The sequence below is a fragment of the Pseudomonas syringae CC1557 genome (assembly GCF_000452705.1).
Classification (GTDB): Bacteria; Pseudomonadota; Gammaproteobacteria; order Pseudomonadales; family Pseudomonadaceae; genus Aquipseudomonas; species Aquipseudomonas syringae_F.
Window position 1 is genome coordinate 1,580,725 of sequence record NZ_CP007014.1, and the last position, 18,676, is coordinate 1,599,400.

The 18,676-nt window shown below is 59.6% G+C and carries 17 protein-coding genes and 1 riboswitch; of the genes, 15 read left to right on the plus strand and 2 right to left on the minus strand.

Annotation, left to right across the window (positions count from 1 at the left end; all coding sequences use genetic code 11):
- Positions 1 to 12: 12 nt before the first annotated feature.
- Complete coding sequence (locus tag N018_RS07425) at positions 13 to 279, minus strand: DUF2790 domain-containing protein (protein ID WP_025389233.1); 267 nt, start codon at positions 277 to 279, stop codon at positions 13 to 15.
- 345 nt (positions 280 to 624) lie between these two features.
- Here N018_RS07425 and acs point away from each other — a divergent pair, with 345 nt between their 5' ends.
- The 14 genes from acs (at position 625) to astE (ending at position 16,319) form a co-directional block, all read left to right on the plus strand.
- A complete protein-coding gene (gene acs / locus N018_RS07430; RefSeq protein WP_024646379.1) occupies positions 625 to 2,580 on the plus strand; it encodes an acetate--CoA ligase in 1,956 nt (651 codons plus the stop codon).
- A gap of 529 nt (positions 2,581 to 3,109) precedes the next feature.
- A complete protein-coding gene (locus N018_RS07435) occupies positions 3,110 to 3,886 on the plus strand; it encodes an ABC transporter substrate-binding protein (protein ID WP_024646378.1) in 777 nt (258 codons plus the stop codon).
- 76 nt (positions 3,887 to 3,962) lie between these two features.
- Positions 3,963 to 4,652: an ABC transporter permease gene (locus tag N018_RS07440; protein WP_002554442.1), complete on the plus strand. Its 690-nt coding sequence runs from the start codon at positions 3,963 to 3,965 to the stop codon at positions 4,650 to 4,652.
- Complete coding sequence (locus tag N018_RS07445) at positions 4,649 to 5,347, plus strand: ABC transporter permease (protein WP_025389234.1); 699 nt, start codon at positions 4,649 to 4,651, stop codon at positions 5,345 to 5,347. The genes N018_RS07440 and N018_RS07445 overlap by 4 nt, the downstream gene beginning before the upstream one ends.
- A gap of 1 nt (position 5,348) precedes the next feature.
- Positions 5,349 to 6,461: a succinylglutamate desuccinylase/aspartoacylase family protein gene (locus N018_RS07450; protein ID WP_024646376.1), complete on the plus strand. Its 1,113-nt coding sequence runs from the start codon at positions 5,349 to 5,351 to the stop codon at positions 6,459 to 6,461.
- Between the two features lie 22 nt (positions 6,462 to 6,483).
- Complete coding sequence (locus N018_RS07455; RefSeq protein WP_024646375.1) at positions 6,484 to 7,248, plus strand: ABC transporter ATP-binding protein; 765 nt, start codon at positions 6,484 to 6,486, stop codon at positions 7,246 to 7,248.
- Between the two features lie 136 nt (positions 7,249 to 7,384).
- The gene (gene argR / locus N018_RS07460; protein ID WP_025389235.1) at positions 7,385 to 8,377 is read left to right on the plus strand and encodes a transcriptional regulator ArgR; all 993 of its coding nucleotides are present in this window, start codon (positions 7,385 to 7,387) and stop codon (positions 8,375 to 8,377) included.
- Between the two features lie 235 nt (positions 8,378 to 8,612).
- Positions 8,613 to 9,830: an aspartate aminotransferase family protein gene (locus N018_RS07465; RefSeq protein ID WP_025389236.1), complete on the plus strand. Its 1,218-nt coding sequence runs from the start codon at positions 8,613 to 8,615 to the stop codon at positions 9,828 to 9,830.
- Between the two features lie 133 nt (positions 9,831 to 9,963).
- The gene (gene aruF / locus N018_RS07470) at positions 9,964 to 10,995 is read left to right on the plus strand and encodes an arginine/ornithine succinyltransferase subunit alpha (RefSeq protein ID WP_024675545.1); all 1,032 of its coding nucleotides are present in this window, start codon (positions 9,964 to 9,966) and stop codon (positions 10,993 to 10,995) included.
- Positions 10,996 to 11,058: 63 nt separating this feature from the next.
- A complete protein-coding gene (gene astA / locus N018_RS07475) occupies positions 11,059 to 12,084 on the plus strand; it encodes an arginine N-succinyltransferase (RefSeq protein WP_024646371.1) in 1,026 nt (341 codons plus the stop codon).
- Positions 12,084 to 13,550: a succinylglutamate-semialdehyde dehydrogenase gene (gene astD / locus N018_RS07480; RefSeq protein WP_025389237.1), complete on the plus strand. Its 1,467-nt coding sequence runs from the start codon at positions 12,084 to 12,086 to the stop codon at positions 13,548 to 13,550. The genes astA and astD overlap by 1 nt, the downstream gene beginning before the upstream one ends.
- Positions 13,551 to 13,599: 49 nt before the next feature.
- Positions 13,600 to 14,946: an N-succinylarginine dihydrolase gene (astB, locus tag N018_RS07485; protein WP_024646369.1), complete on the plus strand. Its 1,347-nt coding sequence runs from the start codon at positions 13,600 to 13,602 to the stop codon at positions 14,944 to 14,946.
- A 63-nt stretch (positions 14,947 to 15,009) separates the two neighbouring features.
- Entirely contained in the window at positions 15,010 to 15,300 is a 291-nt protein-coding gene (locus N018_RS07490; RefSeq protein WP_024646368.1) for a hypothetical protein, read from the plus strand.
- Between the two features lie 11 nt (positions 15,301 to 15,311).
- The gene (gene astE / locus N018_RS07495) at positions 15,312 to 16,319 is read left to right on the plus strand and encodes a succinylglutamate desuccinylase (protein ID WP_025389238.1); all 1,008 of its coding nucleotides are present in this window, start codon (positions 15,312 to 15,314) and stop codon (positions 16,317 to 16,319) included.
- A 217-nt stretch (positions 16,320 to 16,536) separates the two neighbouring features.
- On the opposite strand, the gene N018_RS07500 is transcribed toward astE, so the two are convergent.
- A complete protein-coding gene (locus N018_RS07500; protein ID WP_025389239.1) occupies positions 16,537 to 17,049 on the minus strand; it encodes a 6,7-dimethyl-8-ribityllumazine synthase in 513 nt (170 codons plus the stop codon).
- A 126-nt stretch (positions 17,050 to 17,175) separates the two neighbouring features.
- A riboswitch (FMN riboswitch) is annotated at positions 17,176 to 17,342 on the minus strand.
- Positions 17,343 to 17,554: 212 nt separating this feature from the next.
- Between N018_RS07500 and ltaE the strand changes: the two genes are divergently transcribed.
- Positions 17,555 to 18,559, plus strand: coding sequence for a low-specificity L-threonine aldolase (ltaE, locus tag N018_RS07505; RefSeq protein WP_025389240.1), 1,005 nt, complete (start codon positions 17,555 to 17,557; stop codon positions 18,557 to 18,559).
- Positions 18,560 to 18,676 lie beyond the last annotated feature (117 nt).

Sequence of the window (18,676 nt, forward strand, 5' to 3'; positions counted from 1 at the left end):
CAGCACCTGCACTCAGCCGTTGCTGCAGCCGTTGCCCATCACCTGATAGCTCATGATGTGCCGTGCGCCTTGCGAATCTTCATAGATCATGCGCGCAGGTACCACTTCGCAGACGCTGGGGATCTGGCTGATGGAGATCACCCGGGCGATGTCCAGATGTGTGCCATAGGTGTACTGTTCGACACGGGCCTGTTGCGCGGCAACTTTGGTCTGCGATTCTTCGGCCATGGCGAAGCTGCTGACACTGCACAGTGCCACTACTGCTAATAAAGCTTTCATTGCGTTTTTACCTTTTTGAAAGTGAGCGCGGTCGCATCACGTTTTTGACGTCATGTGCGAAGGCTGTTTGATACGTTTTATGATCAGAAACAACAGTGCGTGGGGGCAGCTGATGCTTGCCTTGTTGGCGGAACGAATTCTATGCCTGTTGCCAGACCACATATATAAAGGCTTTGGATAAGCGCTTTCGTCAAAACGGTAATAATCTTGAGAACAGCTGCAAGCTTGTGGCTTATGGTTTGCAGCTCCGGCCCCGCCCGGTAATACCAACGTCGAATGGTTCCCAGGGGGGGAGCGGGATACAACGTGTGCATAAAACAACAACTATCCACCGAGGTAACCAAGATGAGTGCAGCTTCCCTGTACCCCGTCCGCCCAGAAGTCGCAGCGACTACGCTGACGGATGAGGCGACCTACAAGGCCATGTACCAGCAGTCGGTGGTCAACCCGGATGGTTTCTGGCGTGAACAGGCTCAGCGACTCGACTGGATCAAACCCTTCAGCGTCGTCAAGCAGACCTCTTTCGACGATCACCGTGTCGATATCAAATGGTTTGCCGATGGCACGTTGAACGTTGCCTACAACTGCCTGGACCGTCATCTGGCCGAGCGCGGCGACAGCATCGCCATTATCTGGGAAGGCGACGACCCTTCCGAACATCGCGAGATCACCTACCGCGAGCTGCATGAAGAAGTCTGTAAATTCGCCAATGCCCTGCGTGGTCAGGACGTCCACCGTGGCGATGTGGTTACCATTTACATGCCAATGATCCCCGAGGCTGTGGTCGCCATGCTGGCGTGCGCCCGGATCGGTGCCATTCACTCGGTGGTGTTCGGTGGTTTCTCGCCGGAAGCCCTGGCTGGCCGCATCATCGATTGCAGCTCCAAGGTTGTCATCACTGCCGATGAAGGCCTGCGCGGCGGCAAGAAGACCGCGCTCAAGGCCAACGTCGACCGCGCCCTGACTAACCCGGAAACCAGCAGCGTACAGAAGGTCATCGTCTGCAAGCGCACCGGCGGCGAGATCGAGTGGAACCGTCACCGTGACATCTGGTACCACTCCTTGCTTGAAGTAGCTTCCAGCACCTGTGCGCCAAAGGAAATGGGCGCTGAAGAATCGCTATTCATCCTTTATACCTCTGGCTCGACCGGTAAACCCAAGGGCGTGCTGCACACCACGGCGGGCTATCTGTTGTACGCCGCGCTGACCCACGAGCGTGTATTCGACTACAAGCCGGGTGAAATCTACTGGTGCACCGCTGACGTCGGCTGGGTCACCGGGCACAGTTACATCGTCTACGGCCCGCTTGCCAACGGCGCGACCACGCTGCTGTTCGAAGGCGTGCCGAACTACCCGGACATCACTCGCGTGTCGAAAATCATCGACAAGCACAAGGTCAACATCCTCTACACCGCACCGACTGCCATTCGCGCCATGATGGCCGAGGGCACCAAATCCGTTGAAGGCGCAGACGGTTCCAGCCTGCGCCTGCTGGGTTCGGTGGGTGAGCCGATCAATCCGGAAGCCTGGGGTTGGTATTACAACACCGTCGGCAAACAGAACTGCCCGATTGTCGATACCTGGTGGCAGACCGAAACCGGCGGCATTCTGATCAGCCCGCTGCCCGGAGCTACAGCGCTGAAACCGGGATCGGCTACCCGACCGTTCTTTGGCGTGATTCCGGCGCTGGTCGATAACCTGGGCAATCTGATCGAAGGCGCGGCCGAGGGCAATCTGGTGATTCTCGATTCCTGGCCGGGTCAGTCGCGCACGTTGTACGGTGACCACGACCGTTTCGTCGACACCTACTTCAAGACCTTTCGCGGCATGTATTTCACCGGTGACGGCGCGCGTCGCGACGAAGATGGTTACTACTGGATCACCGGGCGCGTGGACGACGTGCTCAACGTCTCGGGCCACCGCATGGGCACGGCCGAGATCGAAAGTGCGATGGTTGCGCACCCGAAAGTTGCCGAAGCCGCAGTGGTCGGCGTGCCGCATGATCTGAAAGGGCAGGGCATCTACGTCTACGTCACGCTCAATGCTGGCGAAGAACCGAGCGATGCGTTGCGCACCGAACTGCGCAACTGGGTGCGCAAGGAAATCGGCCCGATTGCTTCGCCGGACTTCATTCAGTGGGCGCCCGGCCTGCCGAAGACCCGCTCGGGCAAAATCATGCGCCGTATCCTGCGCAAGATCGCGACGTCGGAATACGATGCACTGGGCGACATCTCCACCCTGGCCGATCCAGGGGTGGTGCAGCACCTGATCGAAACCCACAAAACCATGAACGCTGCCTGATCGCTCAGCGATGATCGCGCCCCGTTCGGTGAAAGCCGGGCGGGGCGTTTTTGTTTTCGGCAAGGTGCTGGCAGGAAAACGAGATATATATCGGGTTGTTACAGATTTACACGATGTTTAGCAGCAGTGCCTCATCGTAGGAAGCGTTACTCGATTTCTGCGTGAAAATGCGCCGGATTGGCGTGGTTTTGCGTGAGATGAAAGGCTGGGCTTGCCGGATTAGAAGGGTTTGCCAATAATGGGCGCGCTTTTTGCTCTATCAACCGGTTATGTCATCACTCAAGGATCAGGTGAAATCTTTACCGTCAATAGGGTAAAGTGGCTTTTCCGGCGGTTCTGTAACTAGTTGTCGCATTGAAGAAATATCGACTTCGAGCCTGTCGTTAAAATGCCCCCCATTCGCCGAGGGCCTGCGGACCGGTAATCCAGTGTCCCACGTCTGGCGTCGCTCTCTCCGTAATAGTCCTTTTGCACATTGGGCGCTTGCTCACTTTGCCACTTGTCGTGCTTCACCAATGGAGTTCTTGAAATGAAAAAGCTCATGCTTATTGGCGCGCTGGCGTTGTCAGTGCTCGCCCAGCCGATATTCGCTGACGAAAAACCGCTCAAAATCGGTATCGAAGCGGCCTACCCTCCATTTGCATCCAAGGCACCGGATGGCAGCATCGTCGGTTTTGACTACGACATCGGCAATGCGCTGTGCGAAGAAATGAAGATCAAGTGCACGTGGGTCGAGCAGGAGTTCGACGGCCTGATCCCGGCACTCAAAGTGCGCAAGATCGATGCGATCCTGTCGTCGATGTCCATTACCGACGACCGCAAGAAATCCGTGGATTTCACCGGCAAGTACTACAACTCCCCGGCACGTCTGGTGATGAAGGACGGCACCACGGTCAGCGACAGCCTGGCTGAACTCAAGGGCAAGAAGATCGGTGTGCAGCGTGGTTCGATCCACGAGCGTTTCGCCCGTGAAGTTCTCGCCCCGCAAGGTGTTGTAGTGACGCCGTACGGTTCGCAGAACGAAATTTACCTGGACATCGGTGCAGGTCGTCTGGACGGCACCATTGCTGACGCCACGCTGCTGCAGGACGGTTTCCTGAAAACCGACGCTGGCAAAGGCTATGCATTCGTCGGCCCATCGTTTACCGACCCTAAATACTTCGGTGACGGCATCGGCATCGCTGTGCGCAAAGGCGACAAGGCCAACCTCGATCGCCTCAATGCCGCCATTGCCGCTATCCGCGCCAACGGCAAGTACAAGGCCATTCAGGACAAGTATTTCGACTTCGATATCTACGGCAAGTAAGTCGTCGCAACGAGATGGCGCAAACAGGGTTGCCTGGCTTGCGCCATTTTTATTCCACGCTTGAGGACCGCACATAATGTTGAAAGGTTACGGGGCTGTCATCCTCGAAGGTGCATGGCTGACATTGCAGCTGGCCCTGTCGTCGATGGCTCTGGCGATCGTTCTCGGTCTGATCGGCGTGGCGCTGCGTCTGTCGCCTGTACGCTGGATCGCCTGGCTGGGTGATTTGTACAGCACGGTGATTCGCGGGATACCGGATCTGGTCCTGATCCTGCTGATCTTCTACGGCGGTCAGGATTTGCTCAATCGCGTCGCGCCTTTGCTGGGTTTCGACGACTATATCGACCTCGATCCGTTGCTGGCCGGTATCTGCACCCTGGGCTTCATTTTTGGTGCGTATCTCTCGGAGACCTTTCGCGGCGCTTTCATGGCAATCCCCAAAGGGCAGGCCGAGGCGGGCATGGCGTATGGTCTGAGCAGCGGCAAGGTGTTCTTCCGCATTCTGGTGCCGCAGATGATTCGTCTGGCGATACCCGGTTTCACCAACAACTGGCTGGTGCTGACCAAGGCCACTGCGCTGATTTCCGTGGTCGGCTTGCAGGACATGATGTTCAAGGCCAAGCAGGCGGCTGATGCCACCCGCGAGCCGTTCACCTTCTTTCTGGCGGTTGCAGCGATGTACCTGGTGATCACCAGTGTTTCGCTGCTCGCTTTGCGTTATCTGGAAAAACGCTACTCGGTAGGCGTCAGGGCGGCTGACCTATGATCTTCGACTACAACATGATCTGGGAAAACCTGCCGCTGTACTTCAGTGGCCTGCTGACGACCCTCAAACTGCTGGCGATTTCCCTCGGGTTCGGGCTGCTGGCCGCGTTGCCTCTGGGCTTGATGCGGGTCTCGAAAAACCCGTGGGTGAACATGCCGGCCTGGCTGTACACCTACGTGATTCGCGGCACCCCGATGCTGGTGCAACTGTTCCTGATCTATTACGGGCTGGCGCAGTTCGAAGTGGTGCGAGAAAGCGTCTTCTGGCCGTGGCTGTCCAGCGCAACGTTCTGCGCCTGTCTGGCATTTGCCATCAACACCAGCGCCTACACCGCCGAGATCATCGCCGGCAGCCTCAAGGCCACGCCGGCGGGCGAGATTGAAGCAGCACGTGCCATGGGCATGTCGAAAGCCAAAATGTATCGCCGTATCCTGCTGCCGTCGGCCTTGCGCCGGGCGCTGCCGCAGTACAGCAACGAAGTGATCATGATGTTGCAGACCACCAGTCTGGCTTCCATCGTGACCCTGATCGACATCACGGGTGCGGCGCGGACCATCAACGCGCAGTTCTACCTGCCTTTCGAGGCTTACGTCACCGCTGGCGTCTTCTATCTGTGCCTCACCTTTATTCTGGTGCGGCTGTTCAAGATGGCCGAGCGTCGCTGGCTGGGCTACCTCGCCCCAAGAAAGGTCTGACATGCAAAGAATCGATCATGTATTGCCGTGGAGCACCCTCGGCACCGAACGTAAACTCAGTGTCTTTCGATTTGGCACCGGCGAGCGCAAGGCCTACATTCAGGCCAGCCTGCATGCAGACGAACTGCCGGGCATGCGCACCGCCTGGGAGCTGAAAAAGCGCTTGACCGAGCTGGAGCAGCAGGGCCTGCTCAAAGGCGTGATCGAGCTGGTGCCGGTCGCCAACCCGCTAGGCCTGGGGCAGCTGCTGCAAGGTGCGCATCAAGGGCGTTTCGAGTTCGGCAGCGGCAAGAACTTCAACCGTGACTTCACTGAGCTGAGCGAGCCGGTCGCCGAATTGCTGGAAGGTCAGCTGGGCGATGACCCACGCGCCAATACTCAGTTGATTCGTCAGGCCATGAACACCGCCCTGGAGCGCCTGCCCGCAGCGCAAAGCGAGTTGCAAGGCATGCAGCGCATCCTGCTCGGGCATGCCTGCATCGCCGATGTGGTGCTCGACCTGCACTGCGACGCCGACGCTGCCTTGCACATGTACGCGCTGCCGCAGCACTGGCCTCAATGGCGATCCTTGTCGGCGCACCTGAACGTTCAGGTCGCGTTGCTGGCCGAGGATTCCGGCGGCAGCTCGTTCGATGAAGCCTGTTCGCTGCCGTGGCTGCGTCTGTCACGGATGTTTCCGCAGGCACAGATCCCGCTGGCGTGTCTGGCGACCACCATCGAGCTGGGCGGCCAGGCCGATACCGGCAAGCCGCAGGCGCAAGCGCATGCCGAGGGCATTCTGGCGTTTCTGGCCGAGCAGGGCTTCATCAGTGGCGACTGGCCGCAGCCTGCTCATGAAGCCTGCGAAGGCATGCCCTTCGAAGGCACCGAACTGCTTTACGCGCCGCACCCCGGTGTGGTGACTTTTCTGCGCGCTGCCGGCGACCGGGTGGAAGTCGGCGAGCCGTTGTTCGAGGTCATCGATCCGCTGTCCGATCAGGTCAGTACCATTTGCGCGAATACCGCCGGGGTGTTGTTCGCCATCGAGCGGCTTCGCTACGCTCAACCCGGTTTCTGGCTGGCCAAGGTGGCGGGGCGCACCGCGTTGCGTCACGGGCGTCTGCTCAGTGATTGACCGTTCTGTGAGAAACGAAAGCATGAACAAACTGGAAGTGCAGGACCTGCACAAGCGCTATGGCAGTCACGAAGTGATCAAGGGCGTATCCCTGACGGCCAGGGCTGGCGATGTCATCAGTATCATCGGCTCCAGCGGTTCGGGGAAAAGCACCTTCCTGCGCTGCATCAACCTGCTTGAACAGCCTCATGCCGGCAAGATTCTGCTCAACAACGAAGAACTGAAACTGGTGCCGAACAAGGAAGGCGGTCTCAAGGCTGCCGACGCCAAACAGTTGCAGCGTATGCGTTCGCGGCTGTCCATGGTGTTTCAGCATTTCAACCTGTGGTCACACATGACTGCGCTGCAAAACGTTATCGAAGCGCCGGTTCACGTGCTGGGCGTTTCGAAAAAGGAAGCGCTGGAGAAGGCCGAACACTACCTGGCCAAGGTCGGTGTATCGCATCGCAAAGACGCTTATCCAGGGCACATGTCCGGTGGCGAGCAGCAGCGTGTAGCGATTGCCCGCGCGTTGGCGATGGAGCCCGAGGTGATGCTGTTCGACGAACCGACCTCGGCACTCGACCCGGAGCTGGTCGGCGACGTGCTCAAGGTCATGCGGGGCCTGGCCCAGGAAGGCCGGACCATGGTGGTGGTGACGCACGAAATGGGCTTTGCGCGTGAAGTCTCCAACCAGCTTGTGTTCCTGCACCAGGGCGTGGCGCTGGAGCGCGGCGATCCGCGTGAAGTGCTGGCCAATCCGCAGACCGAGCGTTTGCAACAGTTTCTGTCCGGCAGCCTCAAGTGACGATCGGCATCGCATGGCGGTGCCTTTTTACAGCAGAACAGGTCATGCTGCGCGACGCGCAACATCACCTGGATGTTCCTGATCGAGCCCCGTTTCCCGGGCTTGGCTTTTGCGGCAATACGTAGCGGATGTCCCAATGACTGCCCATCGAATCGGTTTCCTTGTCTGGCCCGGCACCAAAGCCCTGACCCTGGCGCTTGCCGAGGAAGCCTTGCGCGTTGCTCAACGGGTTCATCCTGAGGTGCTCTACGAATTGGCGTTTCTGCAAGCCGAGGCGGGCGAGCCGGCAGACGATGCCGGTGCCTGGCAATTGCCGGGCAAGCCTTGGGCGGGCCAGCTGGAAGGGTTTCAGAAGCTGTTTTTGCTGGCCGATGAGCCACCTGCTTCAGTGGCCCCGGCGCTGGGCAGTGCGATCAAGCAACTGGTGCGTGCAGGCTGTTCGATTGGCGGCTTGTCGGCGGGGGTTTATCCACTCGCGCAACTGGGTTTGCTGGATGGCTATCGCGCTGCCGTCCACTGGCGCTGGCAGGACGATTTCGCCGAGCGTTTCCCGAAAGTCATCGCCACCAGTCATCTGTTCGACTGGGACCGTGATCGCCTCACCGCCTGCGGAGGCATGTCGGTGCTCGACCTGCTGCTGGCCGTGCTGTCTCGCGATCACGGGGCTGAACTGGCGGGCGCAGTGTCCGAAGAACTGGTGGTCGAGCGCATTCGCGAAGGCGGCGAGCGTCAGCGCATTCCGTTGCAGAATCGCCTCGGCTCCAGCCATCCGAAACTGACCCAGGCCGTGCTTTTGATGGAAGCCAACATCGAAGAGCCGCTGACCACCGATGAAATTGCCCAGCACGTGTGTGTGTCGCGCCGCCAGTTGGAGCGGATCTTCAAGCAGTACCTCAATCGTGTGCCAAGCCAGTACTACCTGGAGCTGCGCCTGAACAAGGCACGCCAGATGTTGATGCAGACCAGCAAGTCGATCATTCAGATCGGTCTTTCCTGCGGCTTCTCGTCAGGGCCGCATTTCTCCAGCGCCTATCGCAACTTCTTCGGCGCCACGCCCCGTGAAGACCGCAACCAGCGACGCAGCAGCAGCCCGTTCGAGCTTTCGCCGGTGCCCGCCGAGCGCGGTTGATCTTCTTGTTACTGCAGAAGTGCCTGCCGACAGCTCAAGTCCAGACAGCTCAGGCCCAATCCGTTTAAACTGCGCCTTTGTGACGCAATATGTCGCAATGCCGAAAGCCTTGAAAAAACCCGGTTTTGCGCTGTAACAAGTTGTCGCCTGGCGGCAAGGCCGAACAGAATTCAGTCCTTACAATCTTCCTATCGCTCGCCAGTTTCAGGCAGGCGTTCCTCATCAGGAGACTCCGATGTCCGTTGAGCATGCTGCGGTGCAACGCGCCGATTTCGACCAGGTAATGGTCCCCAATTACGCTCCGGCCGGGTTCATTCCCGTGCGCGGTGCGGGCTCCCGCGTCTGGGATCAGGCGGGGCGTGAACTGGTGGATTTCTCGGGCGGGATCGCCGTCAACGTATTGGGCCATTGCCATCCGGCACTGGTCGGTGCCTTGACCGAGCAGGCCAATAAACTCTGGCACGTGTCCAACGTGTTCACCAACGAGCCGACCCTGCGTCTGGCCAGGAAACTGGTGGACGCAACCTTCGCCGAACGTGTGTTCTTCTGTAACTCCGGTGCCGAAGCCAACGAAGCCGCGTTCAAGCTGGCGCGTCGTGTGGCGCATGACCTGCATGGCCCCGACAAGTACGAAATCATTGCGGCCGTGAACAGCTTTCACGGGCGTACCCTGTTTACAGTGAGCGTTGGCGGTCAGCCGAAATATTCCGACGGTTTCGGACCGAAGATCACTGGCATCAGCCACGTACCCTACAACGATCTTGAAGCACTGAAAGCGGCTGTGTCCGACAAGACCTGCGCCGTGGTGCTGGAACCGATTCAGGGCGAGGGCGGCGTTTTGCCGGGCCAGCTGGAATACCTGCAAGGCGCACGCAAACTGTGTGACGAGCACAACGCGCTGTTGGTGTTCGACGAAGTGCAGAGCGGCATGGGCCGTAGTGGTCATCTGTTTGCCTACATGCATTACGGCGTGACCCCGGACATTCTTTCCAGCGCGAAAAGCATCGGCGGCGGCTTTCCGCTGGCGGCCATGCTGACCACCGAAAAGCTTGCCAAACACTTCGCCGTTGGCGTTCACGGCACCACGTACGGCGGCAACCCGCTGGCCTGTGCGGTCGGTGAAGCGGTCATCGATGTGGTCAATACGCCTGAAGTGCTGGCTGGCGTACAGCGCAAGCATCAACAGTTCAAGACCCGTCTTGAACGCATCGGCCAGCACTATGGCGTGTTCACTGAAGTGCGTGGGCTGGGCCTGTTGATCGGTTGCGTGCTGTCCGATGCCTGGAAAGGCAAGGCCAAGGATTTTTTCAATGCGGCCGAAGCCCAGGATTTGATGATCCTGCAAGCCGGTCCTGACGTGATTCGTTTTGCGCCAAGCCTGGTGATTGAAGACGCGGACATCGAAGAGGGCCTGAACCGCTTCGAGCGCGCCATCGCCAAACTGACGTCCTGATTCGTGTGCTGTTCTCCGGGGGTTGCCTGATCGGCGAGCCCCGGACATTTTTCTGCGCTGTGCTGCATCACGCTGCCTGGCGCGTTTATCAGAGCCGGTCGTAACGGCCGGTCGATCTACAAGGAGTGGCACCATGCTGGTAATGCGCCCTGCGCAAATGGCTGATCTGGCCGAGGTTCAACGCCTCGCTGCCGACAGCCCTATCGGTGTCACGTCCTTGCCCGACGATGCTGGCCGCCTGACCGACAAAATCAGCTCGTCGGAAGCATCGTTCGCCGCCGAGGTCAGCTTCAACGGTGAAGAAACCTACTTCTTCGTACTGGAAGACAGCGAGAGCGGCAAGCTGGTGGGCTGTTCGGGCATCGTCGCTTCAGCGGGCTATTCCGAGCCTTTCTACAGCTTTCGCAACGAAACGTTTGTGCACGCCTCTCGCGAACTGAAGATTCACAACAAGATTCACGTTCTGTCGCAGTGCCACGATCTGACGGGCAACAGTTTGCTGACCAGCTTCTACGTGGTCCCGGAACTGGTGGGCACGTCCTGGTCGGAACTCAACTCGCGGGGCCGCCTGCTGTTTGTCGCCAGCCATCCCGAGCGCTTTGCCGACTCGGTGGTCACCGAAATCGTCGGTTACAGCGATGAGCATGGCGATTCGCCATTCTGGGACGCCATCGGGCGCAACTTCTTCGACCTGAACTATGCCGCCGCCGAGCGCCTGTGCGGGCTTAAAAGCCGGACCTTCCTCGCCGAGCTGATGCCGCATTACCCGATCTACGTGCCACTGCTGCCTGACGCCGCGCAAGAGGCCATGGGCCAGGTGCATCCGCGTGCACAGATCACCTTCGACATTCTGATGCGCGAAGGTTTTGAAACCGATCATTACATCGACATCTTCGACGGTGGTCCGACCCTGCATGCCAAGGTCTCGGGGATTCGCTCCATCGCGCAGAGCCGTCTGGTGCCGGTCAAGGTCGAGACAGCGCAAGGCAGCGATGTCGGCAAGGGCGGGCGTCTGTATCTGGTTGCCAATGGCCTGTTGCAGGATTACCGCGCGGTGCTGCTGGAACTGGACTGGGCGCCGGGCCGGCCGGTGGTGCTGAGCCTGCAGGCTGCCGATGCACTGGGCGTGGGTGAAGGTGCCAGTGTACGGATCGTCGCGGTCTGAGCCAGACGTTCGATTGCTGATTAGCGAGTTTCAAGGCTCTTGATGAGCCGCTGAGGAGATAACATGATCGTTCGTCCCGTACGCAGCAGTGACCTGCCAGCGTTGATCGAGCTGGCGCGCAGCACTGGCGCCGGTCTGACGACCCTGCCTGCCAATGAGCAGCGCCTGGCGCACCGCGTCGGCTGGGCTGAAAAGACTTTTCGCGGGGAGGCCGAGCGCGGCGACGCCGATTACCTGTTTGTAATCGAAGATGACGACGGCAAGGTGGTGGGTATTTCTGCCATTGCTGGCGCTGTCGGGCTGCGCGAGCCCTGGTACAACTACCGGGTGGGGCTGACGGTCAGTGCCTCGCAGGAACTGAATATCTACCGGGAAATCCCGACGCTGTTTCTGGCCAACGACCTGACCGGCAACTCTGAGTTGTGCTCGTTGTTCCTGCACAGCGACTCGCGAAACGGCCTCAATGGCCGTCTGCTGTCGAAAGCGCGCATGCTGTTCATCGCCGAATTTCCAAAGCTGTTTGGCAACAAGATCATTGCCGAAATGCGCGGCATGTCCGACGAGAACGGCCGCTCGCCGTTCTGGGAAAGTCTGGGGCGGCATTTCTTCAAGATGGAATTCAGCCAGGCCGATTACCTGACCGGCGTGGGCAACAAAGCGTTCATCGCTGAACTGATGCCCAAGTTTCCGCTGTACAGCTGCTTTCTTTCCGAAGATGCACGCAATGTGATCGGCCGTGTACACGCCGACACCGAGCCTGCGCTGTCCATGCTCAAGGGCGAGGGCTTTTCGTATCAGGGCTATGTCGACATCTTTGATGCCGGCCCCGCCATCGAGTGCGAGACCGGCAAGATTCGTGCGGTGAAGGACAGTCAGGCACTGGTGCTGGCCATTGGCACGCCGGGCGACGACGCACCACAATTCCTGATCTACAACCGCAAGCGTGAAGACTGCCGCATCACCGTCGGCGCTGCGCGCTTTGCCGCTGGCACGCTGGTGGTCGCTCCGCAAACCGCCAAACGCCTGCGCATGAGCGCCGGTGACAACGTGCGTGCAGTTCCGCTGTCCGCGGCGCGGGAGGGCATTTAATGAGTACGTTGTATATCGCAGGTGCCTGGCAGGCCGGGCAGGGCGAGTTGTTCAAATCGTTGAACCCGGTGACCCAGCAAACGTTGTGGTCAGGCCAGGGCGCGACGACAGAGCAGGTGGAACAGGCGGTACAGGCTGCACGTCAGGCGTTTCCTGACTGGGCGCTTCGTTCGCTGGATCAGCGTATTGCGGTGCTGGAAGCGTTTGCGGCCAGCCTCAAGCAGCACGCTGACGAGCTGGCGCAGTGCATCGGTGAGGAAACCGGCAAGCCGCTGTGGGAATCGACGACTGAAGTGACCAGCATGGTCAACAAAATCGCCATTTCGGTGCAGAGCTATCGCGAAAGAACCGGTGAAAAAAGTAGCCCGCTGGGCGATGCCACGGCTGTGTTGCGCCACAAGCCACATGGCGTAGTCGCTGTATTCGGGCCGTATAACTTTCCTGGTCACTTGCCGAACGGCCATATCGTTCCGGCGTTACTGGCCGGCAACACAGTGCTGTTCAAACCCAGCGAGCTGACGCCGAAAGTCGCCGAGCTGACCGTCAAATGCTGGATCGAGGCCGGGCTGCCTGCCGGTGTGCTGAACCTGTTGCAGGGTGGTCGTGATACCGGTATCGCGCTGGCGGCCAATCCCGGTATCGACGGGCTGTTCTTCACCGGGTCGAGCCGCACGGGCAATGCGCTGCATCAACAGTTCGCCGGGCGTCCGGACAAGATCCTCGCGCTGGAAATGGGCGGTAACAATCCGCTGGTGGTCGATCAGGTTGAGGACATCGAAGCGGCGGTGTACGCCATCATTCAGTCGGCGTTTATTTCTGCCGGTCAGCGCTGCACCTGTGCGCGCCGTTTACTGGTGCCCGAGGGTGACTGGGGCGATGCCTTGCTGGCGCGATTGGTGGCCGTGAGCGCAACCATCGAAGTCGGCGCTTTCGATCAACAGCCTGCGCCGTTCATGGGCTCGGTGATATCGCTGGAAGCGGCGCGCGCCTTGCTGGACGCGCAGCGCGAGCTGCTGGCCAAGGGGGCCGTGACCTTGCTGGAAATGCGTCAGCCGCAGGCCAACGCAGCGTTGCTGACGCCCGGCATTGTCGACGTCAGCGCCGTGTCCGACAGGCCCGACGAAGAGCTGTTCGGCCCATTGCTGCAAGTAATCCGCTACGCCGATTTCGCTGCGGCCATCGCTGAGGCCAATGCCACCCGGTATGGCCTGGCGGCGGGTTTGCTGTCCGATTCCGAAGCGCGCTATCAGCAATTCTGGCTGCAGAGCCGCGCCGGGATCGTCAATTGGAACAAGCAGTTGACCGGGGCTGCCAGCAGCGCACCCTTCGGCGGAGTCGGGGCTTCGGGCAACCACCGGGCCAGCGCCTATTACGCAGCTGACTACTGTGCGTATCCGGTCGCTTCGCTGGAAACCGGCAGCCTGACCTTGCCTGCGACATTGACCCCCGGTATCAGGCTGAACTGACAGTGCGCGCCACGAATGCTTATAAGAACAGATCCATGGAGCCTTGCCGATGAAGTCCTGTGAAGTGAATTTTGACGGTCTGGTCGGGCCAACTCATAACTACGGCGGGTTGTCCTACGGTAACGTCGCCTCCCAGCGTAACAGTCAGCAGTGCGCCAATCCTCGTGAGGCGGCGCTGCAAGGCCTGGCGAAAATGAAAGCGCTGATGGACCTCGGGTTTACCCAGGGTGTGCTTGCGCCTCAGGAGCGTCCTGACGTGGCCGGTCTGCGGCAACTGGGTTTCACCGGCAGCGACGCGCAGGTGATCGAAAAGGCGGCCCGTCAGGACATGCCGCTGCTGGTCGCCAGTTGCTCGGCGTCGAGCATGTGGGTGGCCAACGCAGCGACGGTCAGCCCCAGCGCTGACACTGCCGACGGCCGTGTGCATTTCACCGCCGCCAACCTCAATTGCAAATACCATCGCAGCATCGAGCATCCGACCACCAGCCGCGTGCTGGGGGCGATGTTTGCCGATGCGAAGCACTTCGCCCATCACCCGGCATTGCCACCAGTGGCGCAGTTCGGCGACGAAGGCGCTGCTAACCACACGCGGTTCTGCGCAGATTACGGTCAGGCCGGGGTCGAGTTTTTTGTGTTTGGTCGCAGCGCCTTCGACACACGCTACCCTGCGCCGCAGAAGTATCCGGCGCGCCAGACGCTTGAAGCATCACGCGCCGTCGCGCGCCTGCACGGCCTGAGCGAAGAGGGCGTGGTCTACGGGCAGCAGAACCCGGCCGTTATCGATCAGGGCGTGTTTCACAACGACGTGATCGCGGTCGGCAATGGCGAAGTGCTGTTCTATCACGAGGACGCCTTCCTCCATGCCGAGAAGATGCTTGGCGAACTGCGCGACAAGCTTAGCCGTGTCGGCGGGCAGCTAAGCGCGATCTGCGTACCGCGTGCCGAGGTCTCGGTTCAGGATGCAGTGCGCTCGTATCTGTTCAACAGTCAGCTGTTGTCACGCGCCGATGGCTCGATGCTGCTGATCGTGCCGCAGGAATGCCAGGCTAACGTCAACGTCTGGGGTTACCTGCAACGGCTGATTGCCGACGAAGGCCCGGTTGCCGAGGTCAAGGTGTTCGACCTCAAGCAGAGCATGCAGAACGGCGGCGGTCCGGCGTGCCTGCGCTTGCGCGTGGCGCTCAATGACGTCGAGCTGACGGCGGTGAACCAGGGGGTGATCATGACTGCGCCGTTGTACGACACACTGACGCAATGGGTGGACAGGCACTACCGTGATCGCATGAGCGAAAACGATCTGGCCGACCCGCGATTATTGACTGAATGCCGGACGGCATTGGATGAACTGACGCAAATCCTTAAACTGGGCTCCGTTTATCCGTTTCAACTGGCTTGAAACACCCTGCGTGTCGGACAACTCAGCCCGACGCACGATTTTCTTTATAGAGAGCATTCCGATATGAGCGACGCCCTGCAACTGATCCTCGAAGACACCGATGGCACCCAGCTGGAAACATCCTGCACCCGCGTTGCCATTATCTGGCAGGGCAAGGAACTGTGGATTCAACAGGACGGCCGTGGTCAGTTGCTGATCGGCGTTGACGTTGAAGAAGACGATGCCGAGTACGCCAACCTGCTGCTGCGTCCGCTGGCGACCAATCTGGTCAGCCTGCAACTGGAAATGGAACCGGCCGACATCGGCGCTGAAGAAGACGACGGTCACGTCCACGGTCCTGACTGCAATCACTAAGGAAGCACGCCATGCTCGCTCTCGGCAAACTGCTTGAACTGACCCTGGCTGGACGTGAGCCAGCGGAAAAGACTCAACTGACCGTCGAAGGCGTGCGCATGCGCTGGCTGAGCGAGGGGGCTCTGGAAGTCCGCCCGCCACAGGCTCGTGACAATGGTACTGACCTGCTGTTGTCTGCCGGTATTCATGGCAACGAGACTGCGCCCATTGAGCTGCTGGATGAACTGATCCGCAGCATCGCGCGCGGCGATCTGAAACCGCGCGCCCGTATTCTGTTTCTGTTCGGCAACCCCGACGCCATGCGGCGCGGCACACGATTTGTCGAGCATGACGTCAACCGGCTGTTCAACGGTCGTCACGAGCAAAGTGGTGGCGCGGAAGCCTTGCGCGCTGCCGAGCTTGAGCGACTGGCGGCCAGTTTTTTCAGCCTGCCGGACCGCTATCGCCTGCATTACGATCTGCACACCGCCATTCGTGGTTCGAAGATCGAGCAGTTTGCGTTGTACCCGTGGAAAGAAGGCCGTCAGCACTCGCGTCGCGAACTGGCCCGTTTGCAAGCTGCGGGCATGAGCGCGGTGTTGTTGCAGAACAAGCCGTCCATCGTGTTCAGCGCGTACACCTACGCTCAGTTGGAGGCCGAGGCATTCACACTCGAACTGGGCAAGGCCCGGCCGTTCGGCCAGAACCAGCAAGTCAACCTCGCGCCGCTGCGCCTGTGCCTGGAACAGATCATCGAAGGCGCCGAGCCTGAGCTGGATGAAAGTCTTGAGGGATTGCAGCTGTTCAGCGTGGCACGTGAAGTCATCAAGCGCAGCGACGCGTTCACATTCAATCTGGCGGACGACGTAGAGAACTTTTTCGAACTGGAAAAAGGCTATGTGCTGGCCGAAGACGTGAGCGATTCACGCTGGGTAGTGGAAGAAGAGGGCGCGCGTATCATCTTTCCCAATCCCAGGGTCAAAAACGGCCTGCGAGCGGGGATTGTGATTGTGCCCACTGATGCCGATAACCTCGGCTGATCGCCCGGCACCCTCAAGAGCGGACGCGGAGCGTCCAGAACGGCATTCCCACGCTGCAGCGTGCGGAACGAGAATCTCAACTATCGTGCGACGCTCCGCGTCGGCATGCCGTTCTGGACGCTCCGCGTCCTCTTTGCGACGCAGAGCGTCTAGAGCTACGTTCTCACAGGAACGAGAGTCGTCCTGACGAACGTCTCTCGTGTCGCTGCTACGCGTTTCAGCAGGCGGCTTTCTGCTGTGCATCCAGACGACGCAGGCTACGGACCTTGTTCAAGGTGTCCGCGCAGGTCTTCGCCGCTTCTTCGCCTTTGTGCACGAAGTGATTGAAAAAGAACTTCTGATGCTCTTCGCCCGAATGAAAATGGTGCGGTGTCAGGACCACGGAGAAGACCGGTACTTCGGTTTCCAGCTGGACCTGCATCAACGCGCTGACCACGGACTGCGCGACGAATTCGTGGCGGTAGATACCACCGTCCACCACCAGTGCGGCACCGACGATGCCCGCATAGCGACCGCTATTGGCGAGGAGTTTTGCGTGCAGCGGAATTTCAAAAGCACCACCGACTTCAAAGATGTCGATGTCACTTTCGGCGTAGCCCTGATTGGCCATTTCGGCGATGAAACTTTTACGGCTCTGGTCGACGATATCTTTGTGCCAGCAGGCCTGGATGAAAGCGACGCGTTCGTTCGAATGGTTTTTGCTTTTGCTGTCAATTGCGGTTGGTTGCACGTGTTCTGACTCCTGTTTATGAAAAAAACAGGGCATTTGGATCGAAAGGGATTCAAGTCGCGTAGGAAAGCCTCCTGAACGATGTCGTTCATGATGAGGTTTTGCAGACGTTCTTGCAGACACCAATCCCGCTCTCTCTTCATCCGGACTATGACCGTCGGCCCCGGAATCACACCGGGTCTGCTGACCTTGCAGATCGCCCGCCAAAGCTGCGACCTGCAAGCGCTCGCGGGCTAGACACATTGCGCGCCATTACCGCCGGTGGGGAGTTGCACCCCGCCCTGAGAACGTTGCCGTCACTTTACGTGGCCGGCGGGGGATTTTTATCACAGATCAATCAATCATGCATGGACACTTTCGTACGGTACACCTACCTTTTTCATCTAAGGAAACAGCGTATCGGCAGTCGTAGCGCTTGATTATCATGTATGCCGGCTCAAGTAATGCCTTGTTGCAAGCCAAAGGTTGCATGCATTATCGATTTTCAATTTCAGGGAGCTTTTTCGTGACCGTCATCGATCTGCGCAGCGACACAGTGACTCTGCCCACGGCGGGCATGCTCGACGCCATGGCCCATGCGCCTGTAGGCGATGATGTTTATGGTGAGGACCCGACGGTCAATCTGCTCGAAGCAACTCTCGCCGAGCGTCTCGGGTTTGACGCCGCACTGTTCGTGCCTTCCGGCACCATGAGCAATCTGCTGGCGCTGATGGCGCACTGTGAGCGCGGCGACGAATACATCGTCGGCCAGCAGGCGCATACCTACAAGTACGAAGGTGGCGGCGCGGCGGTGCTGGGTTCGATCCAGCCGCAGCCGCTTGAAGTGCAGGCTGATGGTTCGCTTGACCTTCAGCAAGTGTGCGACTTCATTAAACCCGACGACATTCACTTTGCCCGCACACGGCTGTTGGCACTGGAAAACACCATGCAGGGCAAAGTGCTGCCTCAGGCTTACCTCGCCGCTGCGCGCAAACTCACGCTGGATAAGGGCATCGCGCTGCATCTGGACGGTGCCAGGCTGTATAACGCAGTGGTGAAGCTGGGCGTCGATGCGCGCGAGATCACCAGGCACTTCGATTCAGTGTCCGTGTGCCTGTCCAAGGGCCTGGGTGCGCCGGTCGGTTCGGTGCTGTGCGGATCGCAGGCGCTGATCGCCAAGGCGCGTCGCCTGCGTAAAATGGTTGGCGGCGGCATGCGTCAGGCCGGCAGCCTCGCAGCCGCCGGGCTCTACGCACTGGATCATCAGGTCGAGCGACTGGCGGACGATCATGCCAACGCAGCGTTTCTGGCCAAGGGCCTGAGCGAACTGGGTTACAGCGTCGAGCCGGTGCAGACCAACATGGTCTATGTGCAGGTCGGGGAGCGCGCCGCCGCGCTCAAGGCCTTTTGCGCCGAGCGTGGCATCCTGCTCACTGCTGCGCCGAGGCTGCGCATGGTCACCCACCTGAATGTCTCGCGTGCTCAGACAGAGCAGGTGGTCGAAGCATTCGCAGCGTTTGAACACTCATGACATGCCGATAATCCAGTTACTTGTTTCTATCGCACAAACACACTGTACCGAGGGCGCAACGCCTATATAATGCGGCCCTTTGCCGTCGCTACGTCATTTGACGTTTTGCACTTGCCT